At 66.9% G+C, this 20,142-nt stretch carries 16 protein-coding genes; 6 read left to right on the forward strand and 10 right to left on the reverse strand.

All coding sequences use genetic code 11. The annotated features are described in order from the left end of the window. Nucleotides 1–26: 26 nt before the first annotated feature. A complete protein-coding gene (locus tag ACWDTI_RS19275; protein ID WP_449739720.1) occupies nt 27–1,148 on the reverse strand; it encodes an FAD-dependent oxidoreductase in 1,122 nt (373 codons plus the stop codon). 99 nt (nt 1,149–1,247) lie between these two features. Here ACWDTI_RS19275 and ACWDTI_RS19280 point away from each other — a divergent pair, with 99 nt between their 5' ends. From ACWDTI_RS19280 to ACWDTI_RS19290, 3 genes are all read left to right on the forward strand, one after another. Next, nucleotides 1,248–2,177 carry a LysR family transcriptional regulator gene (locus ACWDTI_RS19280; protein WP_449739721.1) on the forward strand — a complete coding sequence of 310 codons (930 nt, stop codon included), beginning with the start codon at nt 1,248–1,250 and terminating at the stop codon, nt 2,175–2,177. A 131-nt stretch (nt 2,178–2,308) separates the two neighbouring features. Beyond that, nucleotides 2,309–3,046, forward strand: a complete 738-nt coding sequence (locus ACWDTI_RS19285) for an SDR family NAD(P)-dependent oxidoreductase (protein ID WP_449739722.1) — start codon at nt 2,309–2,311, stop codon at nt 3,044–3,046. Continuing rightward, nucleotides 3,043–3,819: an SDR family NAD(P)-dependent oxidoreductase gene (locus ACWDTI_RS19290; RefSeq protein WP_449739723.1), complete on the forward strand. Its 777-nt coding sequence runs from the start codon at nt 3,043–3,045 to the stop codon at nt 3,817–3,819. Before ACWDTI_RS19285 ends, ACWDTI_RS19290 begins: the two co-directional genes overlap by 4 nt. A gap of 8 nt (nt 3,820–3,827) precedes the next feature. On the opposite strand, the gene ACWDTI_RS19295 is transcribed toward ACWDTI_RS19290, so the two are convergent. From ACWDTI_RS19295 to ACWDTI_RS19320, 6 genes are all read right to left on the reverse strand, one after another. Continuing rightward, nucleotides 3,828–5,540 (reverse strand): CocE/NonD family hydrolase, encoded by a 1,713-nt coding sequence (locus tag ACWDTI_RS19295; protein WP_449739724.1) that lies wholly within the window; start codon nt 5,538–5,540, stop codon nt 3,828–3,830. A 296-nt stretch (nt 5,541–5,836) separates the two neighbouring features. After that, on the reverse strand, nt 5,837–6,781 hold the full coding sequence (locus tag ACWDTI_RS19300; protein ID WP_449739725.1) for an MBL fold metallo-hydrolase: 945 nt from the start codon (nt 6,779–6,781) through the stop codon (nt 5,837–5,839). Then, the gene (locus ACWDTI_RS19305) at nt 6,778–7,713 is read right to left on the reverse strand and encodes an alpha/beta hydrolase (protein WP_449739726.1); all 936 of its coding nucleotides are present in this window, start codon (nt 7,711–7,713) and stop codon (nt 6,778–6,780) included. The genes ACWDTI_RS19300 and ACWDTI_RS19305 overlap by 4 nt, the downstream gene beginning before the upstream one ends. A 3-nt stretch (nt 7,714–7,716) precedes the next feature. Next, the gene (locus ACWDTI_RS19310; protein WP_449739727.1) at nt 7,717–8,835 is read right to left on the reverse strand and encodes an FAD-dependent oxidoreductase; all 1,119 of its coding nucleotides are present in this window, start codon (nt 8,833–8,835) and stop codon (nt 7,717–7,719) included. A gap of 313 nt (nt 8,836–9,148) precedes the next feature. Then, nucleotides 9,149–10,102 carry a phosphotriesterase family protein gene (locus ACWDTI_RS19315; protein WP_449739728.1) on the reverse strand — a complete coding sequence of 318 codons (954 nt, stop codon included), beginning with the start codon at nt 10,100–10,102 and terminating at the stop codon, nt 9,149–9,151. Between the two features lie 53 nt (nt 10,103–10,155). After that, nucleotides 10,156–11,139: a phosphotriesterase family protein gene (locus ACWDTI_RS19320; RefSeq protein ID WP_449739729.1), complete on the reverse strand. Its 984-nt coding sequence runs from the start codon at nt 11,137–11,139 to the stop codon at nt 10,156–10,158. A 353-nt stretch (nt 11,140–11,492) separates the two neighbouring features. On the opposite strand from ACWDTI_RS19320, the gene ACWDTI_RS19325 reads away from it, so the two are divergent. Genes ACWDTI_RS19325 through ACWDTI_RS19335 form a run of 3 tightly spaced genes read left to right on the forward strand, consistent with a single transcriptional unit; the run spans nt 11,493 to nt 14,034 of the window. Beyond that, the gene (locus tag ACWDTI_RS19325; protein ID WP_449739730.1) at nt 11,493–12,686 is read left to right on the forward strand and encodes a cytochrome P450; all 1,194 of its coding nucleotides are present in this window, start codon (nt 11,493–11,495) and stop codon (nt 12,684–12,686) included. Then, nucleotides 12,683–12,889, forward strand: a complete 207-nt coding sequence (locus tag ACWDTI_RS19330; protein ID WP_449739731.1) for a ferredoxin — start codon at nt 12,683–12,685, stop codon at nt 12,887–12,889. Before ACWDTI_RS19325 ends, ACWDTI_RS19330 begins: the two co-directional genes overlap by 4 nt. Then, nucleotides 12,886–14,034 carry an NAD(P)/FAD-dependent oxidoreductase gene (locus tag ACWDTI_RS19335; RefSeq protein WP_449739732.1) on the forward strand — a complete coding sequence of 383 codons (1,149 nt, stop codon included), beginning with the start codon at nt 12,886–12,888 and terminating at the stop codon, nt 14,032–14,034. Before ACWDTI_RS19330 ends, ACWDTI_RS19335 begins: the two co-directional genes overlap by 4 nt. A 248-nt stretch (nt 14,035–14,282) precedes the next feature. Here the strand turns inward: ACWDTI_RS19335 and ACWDTI_RS19340 are convergent, their stop codons facing one another. Genes ACWDTI_RS19340 through ACWDTI_RS19350 form a run of 3 tightly spaced genes read right to left on the reverse strand, consistent with a single transcriptional unit; the run spans nt 14,283 to nt 19,926 of the window. After that, on the reverse strand, nt 14,283–17,630 hold the full coding sequence (locus ACWDTI_RS19340) for an ATP-binding protein (RefSeq protein ID WP_449739733.1): 3,348 nt from the start codon (nt 17,628–17,630) through the stop codon (nt 14,283–14,285). Further along, the gene (locus ACWDTI_RS19345) at nt 17,627–18,403 is read right to left on the reverse strand and encodes a DUF4194 domain-containing protein (RefSeq protein WP_449739734.1); all 777 of its coding nucleotides are present in this window, start codon (nt 18,401–18,403) and stop codon (nt 17,627–17,629) included. The genes ACWDTI_RS19340 and ACWDTI_RS19345 overlap by 4 nt, the downstream gene beginning before the upstream one ends. Further along, nucleotides 18,400–19,926, reverse strand: coding sequence for a DUF3375 domain-containing protein (locus ACWDTI_RS19350; protein ID WP_449739735.1), 1,527 nt, complete (start codon nt 19,924–19,926; stop codon nt 18,400–18,402). The genes ACWDTI_RS19345 and ACWDTI_RS19350 overlap by 4 nt, the downstream gene beginning before the upstream one ends. Nucleotides 19,927–20,142 lie beyond the last annotated feature (216 nt).

The raw sequence follows: 20,142 nt of genomic DNA on the forward strand, positions 1-20,142 counted from the left end.
CCAAAATGGTTGTGGTGGAAGGGTGATCAGGCGGGAGTGGTGAGCATGGTCGCGATCCGGCCCATCAGGCCGGGCACGTCGCCCTGTTCGTGGTCGAGCATCCAGCGACCGAGCTGAACCGACGCGTCGACCACTGCCTTGGCCCGTGCGAACCGTCGTTCGGCGAACTCGGTCCACATGGCGTCGTCGATGGTGGTGTGGCGGCGCAGGACATCGGCGAGGACCGACGCATCCTCGAGTGCCTGTGCGGCGCCCTGGGCCAGCGTGGGCGGGCAGCTGTGGGCGGCATCGCCGATGAGGACGACCCGGCCACGATGCCACGGACCGTCGATGACATGGGTTTCGAAGCGCGTGTAGTTGATGCGCGACGCGTCGGTGAGGCCGGCGCGGATCTCATCCCACGGGCCGTGGTACTCCGCGGCCAGGGTCCGCATCGTCTCGAGCGCCTCCTCCGGGGTCAGTCCGCCACGGTCCTGCGAGTCCTCGACGAGGTAGGCATAGAGGGTGTCCTCGCCGGTCGGGCAGTAGCCCGCGATGTAGCAGACGCCACCGTAGGTCAGGTCGGTGCGGGTCACCGACACCGGGCGAGGTGCGAACACTCGCCAGATGCCCATACCCGTCGGCTGCGGTTCGACGTGGATGCCGATCTCTCGTCGCGTCCACGAGCGCAGCCCGTCGGCACCGACGACGAGGTCGTAACGGCCGGTGGTCTCGTCGGCAAATGTGGCGGTCACGCCGTCGGTGTCCTGGGTGAGAGCGGTGACAGTGGTGCCGAAGCGTGCTTTGACGCCGGCATCGGCCGCCCGGTCGACCAGGATCCGGGCCAGCGTGGGCCGGTACATGCCCATGGTCGCGGGAAGGTCGTCGCCGCCGGTGCGGGCATCGGGCAGTTCGGCGACCAGTGCCCCGTCGGGGGTGCGAATCCCCAAGGTGTCGAACGAGTATCCGTGCTGTGCGACCTCGTCCCAGACGCCGAGTTCGCGCAGGACACGCAGGGCATTGCCCTGCAGGGTGATCCCGGATCCCAGTGCCGAGACATCGGGCTTGATGTCGACGAGGTCGACCTCGGCTCCCTGCTCGGCGAGCAGAATCGCGGTCGCGGTGCCGGCGACTCCCGCGCCGATGACGAGTGCGTTCAGTGATGGCATCGTGGTGACTCCTAAGCTGTGGTCCCAACCACAATGCGGCCGCCATCACTATTTGGGAAGCGCTGGTTGTGGATAGTCGGTATAGCTACGATCGATAATGTGGCTTCCTCGACGACCGCGCGACAGTTGCGCAACCTCGACCTCAACCTGCTGGTCGCGCTCGATGCCCTGCTGGACGAACGCAACGTGTCGAGGGCAGCCGAGCGTCTGGGCGTGGCGCAGCCGAGCGCCAGCGCGGCGCTGGCTCGCCTGCGACGGCATTTCAATGATCCGTTGCTGCGGCGCAACGGCAATCGCTACGAGCTGACGCCGCTGGCGGCCAATCTGCGGACGCTCACCGCCACCGCGATCGAGACCGTGCGGCGGGTGTTCGATGCGGCGCCGACGTTTGATCCCGCGACGGCCGACCGCATCTTCACCATCGTCGTGAGCGACTACGGCGCGCTGCGGGTCGGCGAGCCGCTCGCGCGAGCGCTGCATGACCGAGCTCCGGGGGTGCAGCTGCGTCTCGAGCAGAACACGCCGTATCTCGTCGATCACGCCGAGGACACCCTGCGGGCCGTCGACGGCGTCGTGATCCCGTACGGCTTCATCTCCGGGGCGTCGCCCATCGATTTTCCGACCGATGACTGGGTATGCGTCTGCTCCGCCGACAATCCCGACATCGGCGACGAGATCACTCTCGCCGACCTTCAACGCTCCCCCTGGGTGGTGACCTTTCACGGCCCGACGGCGTTCACCCCGGCGCTGCGTCAGCTGCAGACGCTCGGTGTCGAGCCGCAGATCGAGGTCGTCGTCGAGTCGTTCCTGGCGGTGCCGTTCATCGTCAGTGGAACCCGGCGGGTGGCGCTACTACAACGCTCATTGGCCGAGCGGGTGCAGGGTGTCGCCGATCTCCGGGTCATGCCCTGTCCGGGTGATGTCGCACCGCTGCGGGACGCGTTCTGGTGGCATTCGGTTCACGCCGCGGACCCCGGACACACGTGGCTGCGCGAGGTGATCGGCGAGGTGGCCGCCGGGTCGCTGTAACCCGGGATCGGGTTCGGATCAGGTTCGCCGGGCGTATAGCCCGCGCCTATGTCGCCTATCGGTGATTCGGCGGTTCCGCTTCCGCTCCTTCGATGGTCACCCTTGGTGACGATTCCCGAGGAGGTGTGTCGATGACGGGTGTGACCGGCAAGAGAGTTGTGGTGACCGGCGCCGGAGGCGGTATCGGTGCGGCCATCGTGCACCGGCTCGTCGGCGCGGGCGCCCGGGTCGTCGGACTCGATCGTGTCGGCGCCGATCGGGTCCGCGCGTTCGACGTGACCGCCGCCGGCCAGTGGGCGGCGCTCGCCGATGAGCTTTCCGAGGGCGGACTCGACGGGTTGGTGAACTGCGCCGGGATCACCCGGCGTGCGCGGATCGACACGGTGACGGGCGACGACATGGCCGAGGCGTACGCGGTCAACGTCATCGGACCCACCCTCGCGATTCAGGCGCTGTCGCCCTTGATGCCGCCGGGCGGGTCGATCGTCAACATCGGCTCGATCGCCGCGCTCACCGCCCACTACCCCGTCGCCTACACCACCAGCAAATGGGCGTTGCGTGGACTGACCCACACGGCGGCGCTCGCATTGGGCGACAGAGGAATTCGAGTCAACATCGTTCATCCGGGATTCATCGACACGCCGATGACGGCGTCCGCGCCGTCGGTGTTCCGGGACGCGTCGATCGCCGAAACCGCTCTCGGCCGGGCGGGTACGCCCGACGAGGTCGCCGGGACCGTGGAATACCTGCTCGGCGACGCGTCCACCTACACCACCGGGGCGGAGATCACGGTCGACGGCGGTGCGACATCGCATGGTGGTGTTAAGTCGATCTCAGAGGCGTTGTCGGGCGTGGGGGTGCCGCGGTGACGGGTCGTTTGGCGGGCAAGGTCGCCGTCATCACCGGGACCGCGAGCGGGCAGGGACGCACGGCCGCAGTTCGGTTCGCCGGCGAGGGCGCAACCGTCTACGGCTGCGACATCGATCCCGTTCGCAACGCCGAGACGGTCGAACTGGTCGCCGCGGCCGGTGGCACCATGATCGGTGCCGATCCAGTCGACCTCACCGACGAAGATGCTGTCGGCCAATGGATTTCCGACGTCGCCACGGATGCCGGGCGGATCGACGTCCTGTATGCCAACGCAGGTCTGACCACCTTCGCGCCGGTCGACGAGATCACCTACGACGACTGGCATTTCGTCATGTCCCATGAGGTCGACCTGGTGTTCCTGCCGATCAAGCATGCGTGGAAACACCTCGCCGCCAACGATTCCGCGTCGATCATCCTGGTCGGCTCCACCGCGGGTGTCACCGGATCGGTCACCAACACCCGCCTCGCCCATACGGCGACCAAGGGTGCGGTGATCGCGATGACCAAGCAGTTGGCGGCCGAGGGCGCGGCGCACGGAATCCGCGCCAACTGCATCAGTCCCGGCATGATCCGCACCCCACAAACGGAGGCGACGCTGCTCGACGACAACCATCCGATGCGCCGTATCGCAGAGGCCATCCCGCTCGGCCGTGTCGGCACACCCGACGACGTGGTCAACTACGCAGTGTTTCTGGCGTCGGATGAATCGGGTTATGTCACCGGCACCAACCTCATGATCGACGGTGGCTGGTCGGCCGTCCTCCCCCACTGACGGGCGGGCTACCGCGTGAACGGCAGCACCAGCCGCGAGGGGTGTGCGGCGTCGCGATAGACCTTGTGGGTCACCGCCCGTCCCACCGGCAGGTGGAAGGCATCGGGCGGCAGCAGTGAATTGTGTTCGTCCACCAGTGGTTCGTCGTTGGACAGCTCCACCACCAGGCGGTGGCCGGGCAGGAACGTCGCGGCGAACGGGTAGACGCGGAGCACGTATTCCTCGATGGCCCCGGGCTGCACCGGCACCGCCCGCGTGTGTGGGTGATACGGGTTGCCCTCGGTGGTCCGGTCGTCGAGCTCGCGATGCGACGCCTTGAGGTAAGCGGTCGTGATCAGCTGCCGGTTGCCGCCCGGTGCCTGATCCCAGAGGCGGAGGATGAGATTGGTGTCGGGCTGGTCGATCTCGACGAACAGGTGTGCGGCGCCGGTGCCGATGATCTCGGTGGGCTCCTCGAAGGGCGCGGTGCTCCAGTTGAGCATCTCCACGGTGTCGGTGACGGTCAGCGGAGCCTGGTAGAAGCCCTCCGGCGCAGCATATTCCGCGCTCATCGGTTCGGGTTCCGGCGAGAGCTTGCCCCGCGGGCGCAAATACAGCGATCGGTAGCCGACCGGCTTGGGCGGCCACTGCTCCCCGGTGACGAGTTCCCTCGATCCCTCGACGAACACGGTGACCGGCTCCTCGTCCATCACGCCGTTGTCGATGCCCTTGATCCAGTAGTCGTACCAACGGAACATCTTGTCGTACTCTTCGACCCACGGGCGCGACTGCATGGGCGGGTAGGCACCGATGTCGAGCTTCTTGGGACCTTTGAGCTCGTTGAAGACCTCGATGGTGCCGTCGATGGTCCAGCCGCGGCCCTGGTCGATCTGCAGCCATACCGGGATATCGATGTTGGGCGCCAACGTGATCGGGTTGCGCTCCTCGTACCACGGGCCGTCGACCTCATTCGTGATGATGTCGAACCATGCCTCGTGATGGGTCGGGTAATGCAAGGTGTGCACCAGATTGGGCCATGCCGCGACGTCCGGGTCGGCGAGGCGTTTGGCCACCCGATCGGCGATCTCTTCGTCGGAGTAGGTCTCCAGCATCCGGGATTTGATCCGGTCGGTGAACGCCCAACCCGAATCTCCCCCGCGTCCCTCACGGGCGGCGCGCGGCATGAACCACATGATGCCGCCGTGATAGGTGGTCTCGTAGAAGTCGTAGTGACCGCCGCTGATGAAGATCGCCTTGAGGTGTGGTGGGCGTTCGGCGGCCGCGAGCAGCTGCATCGAACCGAAGTAGGAGATGCCGATCATGCCGACATTGCCATCGCACCAGGGCTGTTCGGCGACCCACTCGATGAGGTCGTAGGCATCCTGGCCCAGCGACACCCCACCGGCGTTGTAGTTGCCGATGTGATCGCCCTCGGAGCCGCCGGAGCCGCGGAGGTCGCCGATGACGTGGACGTAGCCTTCGGACACCACGCGTGCGATGTCGCCGGCCTCGATGCACCCGTCCCACATCGGGCTGGGTCGCCGTTGGGGTGGCATCGTCAAGGAAAGGGCTTGGAGCTCTTTGCCGTAGGGGCTGAGTGCGACGAGCGCGGGATGCGGGATGTCGTCGGTGCCGGCGTACGCGTCGGCCACGAGTGCGACGCCGTCGCGCATCGGGATGCGCAGATCCTTGCGGACGGTGATCTTCTCCCCGCCGCCCTCGAGTGTTCTGGTGTCGGTCATGGTGTGGGTCCTGTTCTGTGGCTTGAGGATTGGTGGGGTCTCGATGCGCCTCCGGCTCGCTGCGCTCGCTCGTGGCTTACTCGACCAGCGAGAGGAGCGGTGGGGTCTCGATGCGGTCGTCGCAAGCTCCTCCCTTACTCGACCAGCGAAGAGGTGGCTACCTCCACCGCGACAATGGAGCCGAGCGCCCCTCCGCTGGTCGAGTAAGCCCGGCGACGAAGGAGCCGAGCGCCCCTCCGCTGGTTGAGTAAGCCCGGCGACGAAGGAGCCGAGCGCATCGAAACCCCCGCAACCGATCATCGGGAATCGTGCTCGAACTGCTCGCGATACCCGTGCATCGAGGTGAAGAACGGCGACGGCTCGAGCGTGGGATCGCCTTCGTAGTCGAGCTTCTCGGCCACCGGGGCAAACGGCGAGTAGACCGACTCGGTCTCGGTCAGCCCGTGGCACAGACAGTGCTGGGCGGCCTCGTCGACGCGGGATTCGACCTCCAGACTCTGCTCGAGTGCCTCGCGCGCTTCCGTCGCATCGAGTTCGACACCGTAGGGTCTGCCGTCGATCCGGCGATACGGATGCCCGAGATACAGGTGACGCGGGCACACCTCGTCGAGGAGATACCGGGCGCTGGCTCGGTAGGCCACCGGATCCACGTAGCCGGGGAATCCGTTGGCCGCGCCGTGGACCTGTACCGCGTCTCCCACGAACACGTCGTCCTGGCCGTCGATGATGTAGGCGACGGATCCGGCGGTGTGGCCGGGGATCGACCGCACCGACACCGTGACGTCACCTCCGAGCGAGAGGGTCTCTCCGCCGGTGACGAGTATCGTCGGCTCCATCTCGCCCGAGATCACCGTGTCGGTGACGGCGATCTGCTTCGCCTCACCTTCCGGGTCGTGGAGATAACGGCCACGGGCACCGAGGTATTCGTCGACGTGAGCGCGCCGCGAACGCAGGAATGGCGCGTCGGCGGCCCCGATCACCACCTGCGCCCGGCGGCCGGTCATCTCCCACAGGGCGTACGCACCACCCATGTGGTCGATGTGACCGTGGGTCAACAGGATCCAGCGAACGTCGGCGATGTCACGGCCGAGTTCCGCCAGCGCCGGCTTCATCCCCTCGGCGGGCGACGACGCGATTCCGGTGTCGACGATCGCCGGCTCCGGCGCGCCGATGAAGAAGCTGTAGAGACCGAACCGGCCCCATGGCGAGACAAGCGGGGTCACCGCCACTTCGGAACTCATGCCTGTGTCTCCTTTCGGTCGAGGAAGGCGGCGGTCTCCTCGTAGACCCGGTGATATTCCGGAATCCACGAGAAGTGCTGTACGAAGCCGTGTCCGGCGCCGTCGTAGCGGCTGACCGCGGTGTCGACCCCGGCCGCCCTGAGCCTCTCGCCGTAGAGTTCGCCCTCGTCGCGTAGCGGGTCGTATTGGCCCGTGACGATCAGTGCCGGCGGCAGTCCGGTCAGATCTGACCGCTTGATCGGCGAGACCAGCGGGTCCGCCGGGTCGGCGCCGCTGTCGATGTAGAAGGCGTTGAACGGCTTCAGCCCCGCCGTCTCCAGTCCGTAGCCCTCGGCGTTGTCCCGCAACGACTCATAGCGGTCGACGTCGGAATCGAGGTCGAGGGACGGATAGAACATCACCTGGTGTGTGATGGCCCGGAAGCCCGCGTCGTGTGCCATGGCGGCGACTGCGGCGACAAACGTGCCGCCGGAGCTGTCGCCGGCGATCGCGAGCGTGATGCCGTCCCAGGCGAGGCGCTCGGGGTTCTCGGCCGCCCACCGCACCACCGCATAGCAGTCCTGTAGGCCGGCGGGGAACGCCGCTTCGGGTGCGCGGCGGTAGCCCACGGAGATGACCTTGCAGCCGGTCACCTTCGCCAGCGACCGCGCGACGTGATCATGAGTGTCGAGGCTGCCGAGGAAGAACGCACCGCCGTGGAAATAGACGACCAGCCCGTACGAGTCGGCCTCGGCCGGGGTGTGGATCCGTACCGGCACGTCGCCGGTCGACGTGCGTGCGACGGTGTCCTCGACGTCGAACAGCGCCAACCGCTCCTCGAGCGGGGGCACGTCGGCCTCCTCAGCGGCACGCATCGCCGTCGGATTCAGTGGTCCCTCGGGGGGTCCCGGGAGTGAGGCCAGGACCTTCGCGATCTCGGGGTGCAGCGGCATCGCTCAGGCCTCTATCGGTGCCGTGTGCGCCGGCTTCTGGCCGGGGAACACGTCATTGAGTTCGTCCTCGCTCCATCCGGAACGCGAGATCCGTTGCAGCTCATCGGTGATCGGCTTGCGCACGGCCTGATACTGCGCGAGCGCCGCGGGCACGGAATCGGCGTCGCGCAACGCGTCGGCGAGCTCGCCGGCATCGAGGATCGCGGAGTTCGCGCCCTGGCCCTGATGGTGAAGCATCGAATGGGCCGCATCACCCAGCAGCGCAACACAATCCGAGTGCCAATTGTCCACCGGATCGATGTCGTACACGGCGCGGATATTCACCGTGTCCATGTCGAGGTTGCGGGTGATGGTCACGAGACGTTCGTCGAATCCGGCGACGGTGTCGACCATTTCCTCCTTGGATACCACCGGCGACCAGGTCGGATCCGGGCACAACGCGGTGATGTCGAAGGACACGCCGTTGCGGTGGCGCAGCGGCAGCAGGTAGAGCTTGGTGCCCTTGCCGATGTACATCCGCAGGTTGTCGTCGACGACCATGCCCTCTGCACCGTCGGTCGAGATGACCGCGCGGTAGGCCCGCTCACCGGAGAATCGCGGCTCTTTGGCGCTGAAGAGCTGCGTGCGGACAACCGATTTGATGCCGTCGGCGCCGATCACCAGGTCGGCGGTGGCGGTTTCGCCGTTGGCGAAGGCGAGTTCGGCGTGGTCGCCCTTGTCGACGATCGTCTCGAGCTTGTGGCCGAGTTCGACCATGCCGTCGGGCAGGACGCCGATCAGCGCGTCGATGAAGTCGCCACGATGGATCAGGTAGGTGTTGGTGAGTCCGTTGTGCTCGGGCCAGGTGTCCTTGGCGATTGGTTCTCCAGTGGCGGTGAGGATTTCAAAGTAGTCGCTCGGCGAGCTGACCGCGGCGATCGCGTCGAAGGTCCCCCACTGACGGAATCGGTCCATGCTGCTCGGGCGCAACCCGATGCCGGCACCGACCTCGCGAATCTGCCCGGCCTGTTCGTAGACGGTGACGTTCGCGCCGAGCACGCTCAACGCCTTTGCCGCGGACGCGCCGCCATAGCCGCCGCCGATGATGGCGACGGTCAGGTCCTTCAGTTCGTTGGGCTGCATGGGTTTCTGCTTTCTGGAGGGGGTGGGGTTTTGGGGCGGGTGGCTCGATGCGGCGCCTCGCTTCGCTCGGTGCCTTACTCCTTGGATCGAGTAAGTAACCTGGGCCGCCGCAGGCGGCCAGCGTGGGCTGGGAAGAGTCGCAGCCCTTTTCGCTGATCGAGTAAGCCCGCGAGCTTGCGAGCGAGCGCATCGAGATCAACGGTGAACGAGATCTCGATGCGGCGCCTCACAAGCTCGGGGCCTTACTCGATCAGCGGGGTGTGGCGACTCTTCGGATCAGGGAGGAGCTTGCGACGACCGCATCGAGATCTCGTCAGTTCTGGATGGACAGGAACTCGGCCGGGCTCTCGACGAAGAGCTTGGTGATGGTCGCGTCGTCGACGCCGGCGTCACGGAGATCGGGGATGAGGTCTTCGAAGAGGTAATTGACGGTGTGGCCCTTCACCCCTGGCCACCCGAGGGGGCTGCAGTTGGCATCGATGCCGGCCAGAACCTGGTCGAGGTAACCGGCCTCGATGAAGCCGAGGAAATGAGCGAGCCGTTCTTTGCGGGGCCGGGCCCAGAACGGTGGATCCGGCAGTTCGGTCTCGTAGCCGAACGTGTCGAAGCCGACCCGCCCGCCCTGCGACGCGATCCACCGGTCGCGGGTCTGCGACGCGTTGACGCCGTCGTCGGCATGCCCGAAGAGCACCCGATCCAGCGGCAGCCCCTCCTCCGTGAAGATGGCGATGGCGTTCTCCGCGTCGATCGCGAGGTGGGTCAGGATCGGTACGCCGGTTTGCCTGGCTGCGCGCGCCGCGGCACGGTAGATCTTCTTGTCGAGGTCGGTCATCCGGCCCCCGCGGCTGACACCCACCTTGATGACACCGGCCCTACTACCGGTGTCACCGATGCCGACGGTGATCTCGTGCACGAAGTGCTCGGTCAGGTATTCGACAGTGGCCGCAGCGAAGAACGGCAGGGCGGTGTCCCCGCCGACGAACCCGGTGCAGGCGACGATGTGCACCCCGGTCTTGGCCGACAACGACTTGTAGTAGTCGACGTCGCGCCCGTTGCAGATACCGGTCACGTCGACAAACGTGCCGCCGCCGTACTCGTGGAACTTGCGCAACTTGGGCACGGTCTCGGAGTACCGCTGCTCGGGGGTCTTCCACCACTGGGTGTCCAGTTCGGATCCGGGCATGCCGTACCCGATGTGCTCGTGGATGGCCACGATCCCCAGCATCTCGGCCGGGACGGGGCCCAAAACGGTGTTCACTCTCGACACAACATTCACCTTCTGACGTCGAAACATATTGATGGTCTTGGAGAATCCGGTGCTCAGCACACCGTGAGCAGCGCGCGTGGGTTGTCGACGAGGATGCGGTGCACGTCAGCGTCCCCGACACCGGCGAGGGTCAGCATGTCGACGAAGTCCGTCAGGATGTAACTGAACGGCAGATCGCGCTCGGATAGGCCCTTGGCCACACCGATGGCATTGCTGGACAGCAGAATACGGTCTCCGTACCCTGCCTCGACCAACTCGGCCACCAGCGCCGCCCGGTCGGCGTCGGTGAGGTGGTCATCGTCGTCGAATCCGATGTGGTCGATGCCGACGAAGGCACCTCGAGCCGCAACGGCGGTCGGTGCCCCGGCGGCCGCCGCGTCGGTGCGGTCGAGTCCACCGACCACGACGCGTTCGGCGGGCAGTGACTCCTTGAGGACCACCTCGAGGTCTCCGACGGCATCGGTTCCGAAGCGAATCGACACCGGCACACCGGTATTGGCGGCTGCGCGGGCCGCGCCCCGGAACAGGCTCTCCTCGGTGGCGGTCATGCCCTCACGAGCTGCCGCGGTGGTCACGAGGCCGGCCGCGCCACGACGCTCGACCCGCGGCACCACCATGCCCTCGGTGATCTCCTTGGTGAACAGGTCGGCAAACTTCTCCGCCGGCCACGGCGTGGGCGGATTCGTCTGCGGCGTCAGGAAATAGCCGCCAAGCATCGCTTCGGGGCCGAGCCCGGTGGAGGCGACGATGTGCACGCCGGTCGTGCGGGACAGCGCCTCGAGCAGGGTGACGTCGCGGCCGTGGAACATGCCGGTGGAGTCGACGATCGTCTTGCCGCCGTGGTCGGCGAAGTCGGACAGCTTGGCGGCCAAGACGTTGAAGATCTCCGAGCGGTCGATGGTGATGTCGAAGGCGTACTGCGCTCCGGGCAACACCGACAGCAGCGCCTCGTGCACCAGGACGACTCCGAGGTCGTCGGCGGGAACGGGACCGAGGACCGTGAACACGGTGTTCTCAGTGGTGGCGGCACCCGTCATGGGCACTTCCTTTCGTGGGTCCATCTTCGGTATGCGGGCTCCGGGGCCCGGGGTATGCGGTTGGTGACCGGCATGGACACGGCCGCTGGGGTGTGCTCTCTGTCACGACCCGACACGTGAACAGTGTCATATCAGTTGACAGGCTGTCAAGTGACATAACTGAACATCCGCCCCCGCGCAGGTCGGCGTTGTGCGACATGGTCGCCCGTCACCGGCATGCCATACCAAATGAACAGTCACTTGACAGCCCGACTAGCGAGTGGCAATCTCGCTGCATCGCCATCGGTTGTGATGGCGTTCACAGCCCATTTGCCGCTGCACCGGCGGCTGATCACCTTCACCCGGAGGACACCGTGACCGAGACCGTCAGTACCTCGACCACCGATGTCGGCGTCGCCGAACTCGACCTTTTCGGCGACGACATACTCGTCGACCCCTACCCCACCTACACGATGCTGCGCGAGCTGAACGGGGCCGTGTACCTGCCCGTCAACGATGTCTACGTGCTCACCCGCTACGACATCATCCGCGGTGCGCTCGGCGATCCGGGTACGTTCTCGTCGCGGTCCATCGGGTTCAACCCGATGGTCAACGAGGCACTGCAGGGGACGTCGCTGGCATCGGATCCGCCCGTCCACACGCCGTTGCGCGCCGCGCTCACGGAGAACCTCTCGCCGCGTGCCCTGCGCACCATGAAGGACGGTATCGAGGCCAAGGCCGATGCACTCATCGCCGATCTCGTCGAGCAGGGTTCGTTCGAGGCGATCGACGCCGTGGCACGCGCCTTCCCGCTCGCCGTGGTGGCTGATCTCATCGGGTTCACCGGTGAGGCGCGCGCCAACATGCTGCGGTGGGGTCAGGCCGCCATGGAGGTCATCGGGCCGATGAACCAGCGCACGCAGGAGAGCTTCCCGATCGCCGGCGAACTCTACGCCTGGTGCTCGCAGGTGCGTGCCGAGGACCTCACACCCGGATCGGTGGGTCACGGCATCTTCGAGGCGCAGGCGCGTGGCGCGATCCCGCCGGACACTGCCGGTCACATCATTCACCAGTACCTGGGTGCCGGTGTGGACACGACGATCGCGTCGATCGGCAACATCATCGCCCTGTTCGGTCGTCATCCCGACCAGCTCGCGCTGGTCCGCGAGAACCCCGCACTGGTGCCGGCGGCGTTCGCCGAGGTCCTCCGGTTCTGGCCGCCGGTGCACGCCTGGGGTCGGTACGTCACGAAGGACACCGAGATCGACGGTGTCCTGCTCCCCGAAGGCGCGCAGGCCGCGATCCTGTTCGGCGCCGGTAACCACGACCCGCGGCATTTCGACGACCCGGACGCCTTCCTGATCGAACGAAATCCCGTCGACCACCTCAGCTTCGGCTACGGACCGCACGGCTGTGCCGGTCAGGGTCTTGCCCGGCTGGAGGCGCACGCGATCATCGGCGCCCTGGCCCGCCGCGTGAAGCGCATCGACATCGGCGACGCACATCGCAAGCCCGCCAACGTCACCCGCAGTTTCGACTCCCTCTCCGTTCAGGTGGTACCCGCATGAAGATCATCCTCGACCGTCCTCGATGCGAAGGTCACGGACTCTGCGAAGAGGCCGCGCCGGACCTGATGCACCTCGACGATGACGGTGACCTCGTCATCGATCGGGACGAACTGACCGACGACGACATCGCCGAGGCGACCGCCGCCGTCCGGGTGTGCCCGGTCGCCGCACTCCGCCTCGAACAAGCCGTCACGGCGTCGTGAGCGCCGCCACCATGAAGCGAATCGTGATCGTGGGCAACGGGATTGCGGGGCTGACCGCAGCGGACTCGCTGCGCGCCGGCGGCTTCGACGGCGACCTCACGCTGATCGGTGGCGAGCGGCATCAGGCCTACAGCCGCCCCGCGTTGTCGAAGGCTCTTCTGCGCGACCACGACGACGACACCTCCCACGAGTTGGCGCCGGCCGCGCACGGCGCCACCGAGCTTCTGGGCGTCGGTGTCAGCAGTCTTGACACCGAACGTCGGACGGTCGGCCTGACGAACGGAGGTGAAGTCCCCTACGACGGTCTGGTGATCACCACCGGATGCCGCGCACGCCGACTCGGTCCGGCCGACAGTGGTGAGGTCACGCTACGAACCCTCGACGATGCCCTGTTGTTGCGCAGTCGGATTGCCGGTCGCCCGACGGTGATCGTGGTCGGGGGCGGTCCGCTGGGCATGGAGATCGCGTCGGGGTGTGTGGCCGGCGGCTGTGAGGTCACGCTGGTGTCGAACGGCGCCCCGCTGCGGACGCAGCTCGGCGACCACCTGTCACGTGTGTTCTGCGAGGCCGCGGTGCGCCAGGGACTGAAGATCGTGACGGGCAGCGTGTCCACGGTCTGGCGCGGCGAGGACGGCTCGACCGTCGTCGGGCTTCGCGACGGGTCCCGGTTCACCGCCGAACTTGTCGTGACGGCCGCCGGCGATGTGCCCAACGTCGAATGGCTGCGGCCGAGCGGTCTCGTCCGCGGAGATGTGATCGAGGTCGACGAACGATGCCGGGTGCGGCCGGGTATCGTCGCGGCCGGTGACGTGGCGGCCGTGCCGACAACGACCGGAGTGCGTCGGATTCCGCTGTGGAACAGTGCTATTGATCAGGCCAAGGTCGCCGCGTCCGCCCTACTGGATGGCGACGATGCGCCAGTGCTCAATCACCGCCCGTACTTCTGGACCGAGCAGTTCGGCCTGTCGCTCAAGGCGATTGGAGATCTGCCGCTCGCCGGCGAGCCGGCGCTCGTGGATGGTGATCCCAGCACAGATTCACTTCTGCTGCGCTGGGACGGGACTGACGGTTCGGGTGCCGCGGCAGCCGTCAACTATCGGATCCCGATCCCTCGCCTGCGCAAATTGTGCATGCAGCCAGCGTGATTGGTGTGCGGTGTTCCAACCGAGCGGCCCTTCGACACGCTCGGCTCCTCCGTCGCCGGGCTGCTCAGGGAGCGGGGGTAGCGCCGGGCTGCTCAGGGGGCGGGGGTAGCGCCGGGCTGCTCAGGCGGCGGGGGTAGCGCCCTGCGACACGCTCGGCTCCTCCGTCGCCGGGCTGCTCAGGGGACGGGGGTAGCGCCGGGCTGCTCAGGGGCGGGGGTAGCGCCGGGCTGCTCAGGGGGCCGGTGTGGTCACACCGGCAGGCGGCTCCCGCTGGATCGTCGGAGGTCGGAGAACGCCTGGATCGACGTCGACATCGCCGTGGCGGTCGGTCGTGCGTCGGCCCGGGACTCCGACTTCGACACCATGATCACATTGTCGATGTACGGCTGGATCGTGCTGGTGTTCTGCACGGTCGCCACGATGATCAGCTGGAAGCCGAACTTGCGGAACGCGGCGAGCGCCTGCTGCGCGAACTGCGGATCCGATTTGCTGAAAGCCTCGTCGAGCATCAGCTGGGCGAAGATCGGCCGGTTGTCGGTGCCGTGCGGGCTCGCGAGGTTGAAGCTCAGCGCGCCGGCGAGGCAGAACGCCATGAGTTTCTCCTGCTCGCCGCCCGAGTTGTCGCCGGCGTTGCTGTAGGTGCGGATGATCTCACCGGACTCGGCGTCGTGCTCCTCGCAGTAGAAGTCGAACCGGTTGCGCACATCGAGCGCGTCGCGGGTCCACTGACGGTCCTCCGGGGTGTTGCCCGCCAACCGTTCTCGCAGCAGCAGGATGTCCGAGTACTGCTCCAGAATGGCCTGTTCGTCGCCGAAGCTCACCGCGGTGGTGCGCTGCGAGATCAACCGTGCCTTCTCGGTCAGTTCGGTGACCGCGGAGAGCGTCTTACGACCCGGTTGCAGCCGCAGCCGGGTACCGCTGTTGAACGCCACCGACCCCAGACCGGTGTTGACTCGTTCGATCTGTTCGACGATGCGCCGCTCCTCGGCGTCGGCGGCCATGTGCAGGCTCAGGATCGCCCCCGGCGCCTGCTCGGTGATCAGCCGACGCATCCGCTCGTAGGCGGCCGGGAGTTCGCGTTCGTCGATGCGGCGGCACAGCGCCACGTAATCGTGGATGCGCTCGTCGAAGTCGTCGCTGTCGTTCGGTATGGCGTCGGGGAACTCCTCGTCGTAAGTGTCGAGGATGCGGGCGATCTCATCCCGGGAGCGGCGCGCGTCGGCGCGCATCCGGTCACGGTCCTTGGCGACCGCCTTCACCAGCTCCTGCCGATACGACTCCGGGGACAGTACGTCCAGAACGGCCGCGGACTCCTCCCGGAAGCCGTCGAGCGTGGTCTCTGCCTGCGGCGCAACGTCTTCGGACTTGAGTCGATCCAACAGGTCGAGCAGCTGGGTCCGGCGTTGATCGTGCGTCGCGATCTTGTCACGCACCAGCGCGGCCTGCGAGATGGCGCTGCGGACCTGCTCCCAGATGTCCTCGGCCTTGCGTTGCAGCGCCTCGATGTCGGGGTGCTCGGCCATCAGCAACTCGTGCTGCTCGGTGAGGGCGTCGACCCGGTCGTCGGCGGCGTCGGTGTCGATCTGGCTCCACTGGGTGAACTGCTCGCACACCCGTCGAAAAGCGTCACGGCGGTGCTGCTTGTCCGTACGATCGGCGTCCAGTGCGGCGCTGGCCGCGCGTGCCGCGTCGTAGGCGCGCTGTTCGTGCTCGAGTTCGTCCTGCAGCGCGGCGACCTTGGCCTCCCCGTTGCCGACGAACACGTACTGCGACGGGCGCAGCGTCTGCCGGTCGTCCTTGACGGCGAGTTTCGCCGAATCCTTGCGCAGCCCTTGGTCGGTCACCGCCTTGTAATGGTCGGCAAAGTCGGTCGGCGAATCGACGCACACGTAATTGCCCAGTCGCGAGATCACCGTCAGCGCCTCGGCTGTGCACGGATGATCGGGGTCGACGGCTCGCAGCTTGGCGCCCAGTGTCCCCTCCTCCGGCGCGGGTGTGGGCCGGGTCTCGGCGTGGTGCAGCGCAATCCGCCCGCGCATGTCGTGGCTGTTGACGTAGCGCAGTGCTGCCCGGAAGTGCTTGTCGGGCACCAGCAGTCGCAGACCCACACCGCGCAGGACCTTCTCGGTGGCCAGCCGCCACCGCTCCTCGTCGGGGTGCAGTTCGACCAGTTCGGCCACATAGCGCAACTCGGACTCGTCGATCTGCAAGCCGCCCGCGAGAACGCGCCGCATCTCGTGCTCGGTGCGCGGCAGCGCCGAACCGGCCTGTTGGACACGCTGAAGTTCGTCGCGCGCGGCATCGCGCTGGGTGCGCGCCGCGACCTCCCGGGCCAACGCCTCGGCGAAATGCCCCTTGCCTGCATCGAGTTGGCCGTCGATGCGGGTCGCCTCCTCCATGAGGGACTCTCGCAGCGACCAGAAGTCCTCGGCGTCGTCGGGTGCCGAGAAGCCCAGGGCGGAGATCTTGTCCTCGTAGCTGTCCCGGCGTGCCGACACCTCCGTGCTGACCTTCTGCGCGGCGGCGAGTTGCTCCTGCAGCGGCGCGAGGTCGGTGGTGGATGTGGCGATCCGCGACAACAGATGGCTGTGGTCCGAACGCAGCTGATCGTGTTGCGCGGTCAGCGCGGCGAGGTCGCCGTCGAGGCGGGCGATCTGATCGTCGAGATCGGCGACCTCCGGTTCGGCGTTGCGGCGCCGCAGATTGCTGACATAGGCGCGCACCGTGTCGGTGTCGATGGTGTCGAGGACCGTGAACGTCGCGGACTCGGTCGCGTAGCGTTCCTGCAGGGTCTCGATGTTCCCGAGGATGGTGCGTTTGCGGCGCGACACGTCGAGCAGCTCACGCGCCTCCACCAGCGGGTCGATCTGTTCGAGAGCATCGGAGATCCCGACGATGCTCGTCGGTTCGTCGAGCATGAACTCGCGGACGAACTGCCCCAGTCCGCCGACACTCTTGAGCGATTTCGCCTTGCCGAGAAGTTGTTGCGCCGCTTCGGATCCGCGGATACCGATCAGCGAGTACAAGGTGGCGAGATACTTTCCTTCGCCGGGTCCCCCGCGCCAGCCCTGCTCCCGGAGGGCCGACGTGTTGTAGCTGCTGCGTGCCCACTCGTTGCAGACGTCGACGATGTCGGCGTCGCCGTCGTGGATGAAGTACGAACTGTGGGCGTCGGTCATCTTGCCCGCCGCCAGCCATTTCAGGACCAGACCGGTGATCGAGGTGCCCGACGACGACGTGTAGGTGACCGCGATCGCCGCCCACGCCGGTCCGGTGCCGCGCAGATACATGATCTCGCGGGCGGCACCCGTGCCCTCGCGACGCTCGCCCCAGGCGCCGCGCACATACTTGCCGACGGTGCGTTTGCCGCTCGAGGACCCGGCCGCGGTGGCGTCACCCGACGCGTTGAAGTTGCGGCGGTGATCGGGCAGGAAGGCCAGTGAAATCGCGTCCAGCAGTGACGATTTACCGCTACCGGACGAGCCGGTGATCAATGCGCCGCCGTCGCTGAACGGTATCGAGTGATAGCCGTCGAAGACGCCCCAGTTGATCAGCTGCAGCCGAGACAGTCGGTACTGGTCGACGGGTGCGCTCACCAGTCGTCTCCTTCGTCGTCGAAGTCGTCGTCGGGAGCAGCGGTGGTGGGTGCGACGGTGTCGCCGGTCGCGTCCTCGTCACCGGCCCCGATGAACTGGTCGAACTGTCGCTGCAGATCGGTGATCACCGACGCGGTCATCACCGCCGAGATGACCGGACTGACCGTGAACGTGTCGGGGTCGTCGCGGTGTTTGCGCAGCAGCTCGAGTTCGTCGAGTTTGTCGATGGCGCGTTCGATGCGCTTGTCGAAGGCCGCCATGTCGCGGTCGATGGTGTTGGTGACGCCGGCGAACAGTTCGTGGATGTCCTCCCGGGTGATGAGTACCGGTTCGTCGCGTGACGCGCGCACGTACTTGGCCAGGTGCAGCGCGAGGATGGCGTCGTAGGTGTTGACCGTCTCGCGCTTGAGAAGTCTTCTGCCCCAACGTGAGTCGTAGCCGCACTGTTCGGCGAACGCGACCTGCATCTCGTCGACGATCCGCAACCGCAGGTCCAGTTCGGAGAGCCGGATGCGCAGCACGTCCTGATATTGCGCCACCCACGCCCAGAGCTGTGGGTGGCGGTCGCCGCTGATGTAGCGCCGCGTCAGCAGGTTCTGCAGCGCCCAGCAGGCGCGGTCGGGCATCTCGCTGACGTCGCCGTCGAACCGGGGTGCGCCGGGGCCGGTGTCGGCGGCGGTCAGCGGGACCGCGGGCAGATCGTCGTAGCCGGCGAACTCGTCGGGGACGCGTGGATCGCCCGATCCGTCCGATGTCTCGATGTCAGTGGTCATAGGGCGTCGACCTCCGCAGTCGGGATGGGTTCGGTGAACATCAGTGCGGGAACCTCGATGACGTGGTCCTCCCCTTCGAGCGAGCGGAATCGGACCGGCGTCGGGCCGGGCGGTGTCGGACCGGCGGTGGGAGGCTGCTTGAGCGCCCACGACCACAGGACGATAACGTGGGCGAGATACGGTTCGTCGAGCCGGTCGATCGCTTCCGACAGCGGGATCGGCCCCGATTCCATCGCCGCGTTCACGGTCTCGGTGAGTTCGACGGTGTCGACCTGGCCGGCCAGCGACGCGAACGACATCGGATCGGCACCGGCGCCGGCGGGCAGTGCCAGGGCCGGCGGCGCCGGATCCCGGATCTCGAAGCCGACTCTCCCGATCGAGGTGAGCGTGGGTGTGGCCAAAGGCAATTCGTACCCCAGACGGCGATCGGTGAGAGAGGTCCGGAGCAGTTCGTTGGCGGTGGTCAGGGCGTCGTTGAGTTGCCGGGCGATGCCGCGGCTCTGTTCCAGAGTGCCCGACGCGACGAACCGCCGGATGCGGCGGGCGCACCGCTGCCGGGTGCGCCCGACCTCCCCCATCTGCTCGGTGACCAGCCCGAAGAAGTTGTCCATCACCGATCGCAGTCCGTGGTCGATGCCGGGCAGTTGCTCGGTGACGGTGGCGATGTCGGCGACGAGCTTCGCGCGCTGGATCGGATCCTGGATCATCCGGCTGAACGCGTGATACGACGCGCTCTGCGACGACTCGAGCAGCGCCTCGTAGTCGTCGAACATCTGCCGTTGCCGGTCGCGGTAGGCAAGGTCGGAGTCGTTCGGGTCGTCGATCAATGCGGTGGTGATGCGGTCGAGCATCGACCCGTACTGTCCGATGTCGGTGATCACCTGCTCCATCTGATACGCGATGCTGCGGGCCTCGTCCTCGGCGGTGCGCAGATCCGGTTCCGGCCGCACCCCGGCGTCCAGGTCGGCGAGCTCGGCGTCGAGCTCGGAGATCTGATGCTCGATCTCCTCGCGGATGTGATCGGGGTCGGCGGCGACCTGACCGGCGACGCGGCGTAGACCGGCGGCGATCTGATTGATCGAGCCGCCGGTGGCGACGGTGTCCTCGCGACGGAGACGGCGCATGTAGTCCAGGACCGACCTGGTTTCGGCGGTCAGGTGGCAGACGTTGGGGGCACCCGGGCCGGACGCATCGGTGACGCGGTGCAGCCAGCCCTGCTTGGCCCACAGTTTGACCAAATCGAGTCCCGAGGGCTGGTCGGCGACGCCGAGCTCTGCCATGTCGCGGTCGAGCCGGATGGCGAGGTCGGTCTCCGACAGGCGGACACCGTAGTCGAGGTGGCGTTCCATCAACGTCACGTACAGCGCCGAGTTCGTCGCCGCGAACAGCCGCACGGCCGCCGACTTGTGGATCGACTGGTTGGCTTCGAGTTCTGCGGCGAGGGTCGGCGGCTCGGCCGTCTTGGTCGCCTGCGGACCGTTTCGGTGTGCTGCGGGCAGCGTCGGTTGCTGTGCGCTTTCCATCGCCGCCTCACGGTGTCGGGTTGCTTGTTGAAGGACCGGGGTAGTCTCCCATGCCCGTCGGACAGCAGTGCGGTCACGTCGGCGCTCCCCCAACGCATCGCTGCGACGCACCCATGGCCGCGAGGAATGTACGGCCAATTACGTGCATATCTTCCCGGAGGTTGGCAGTATCCCGCGGCCGGAGGTTGACACCTGCAGCTCGCTGGGCCAATAATG

Source organism: Gordonia sp. NPDC003424, from assembly GCF_053588655.1.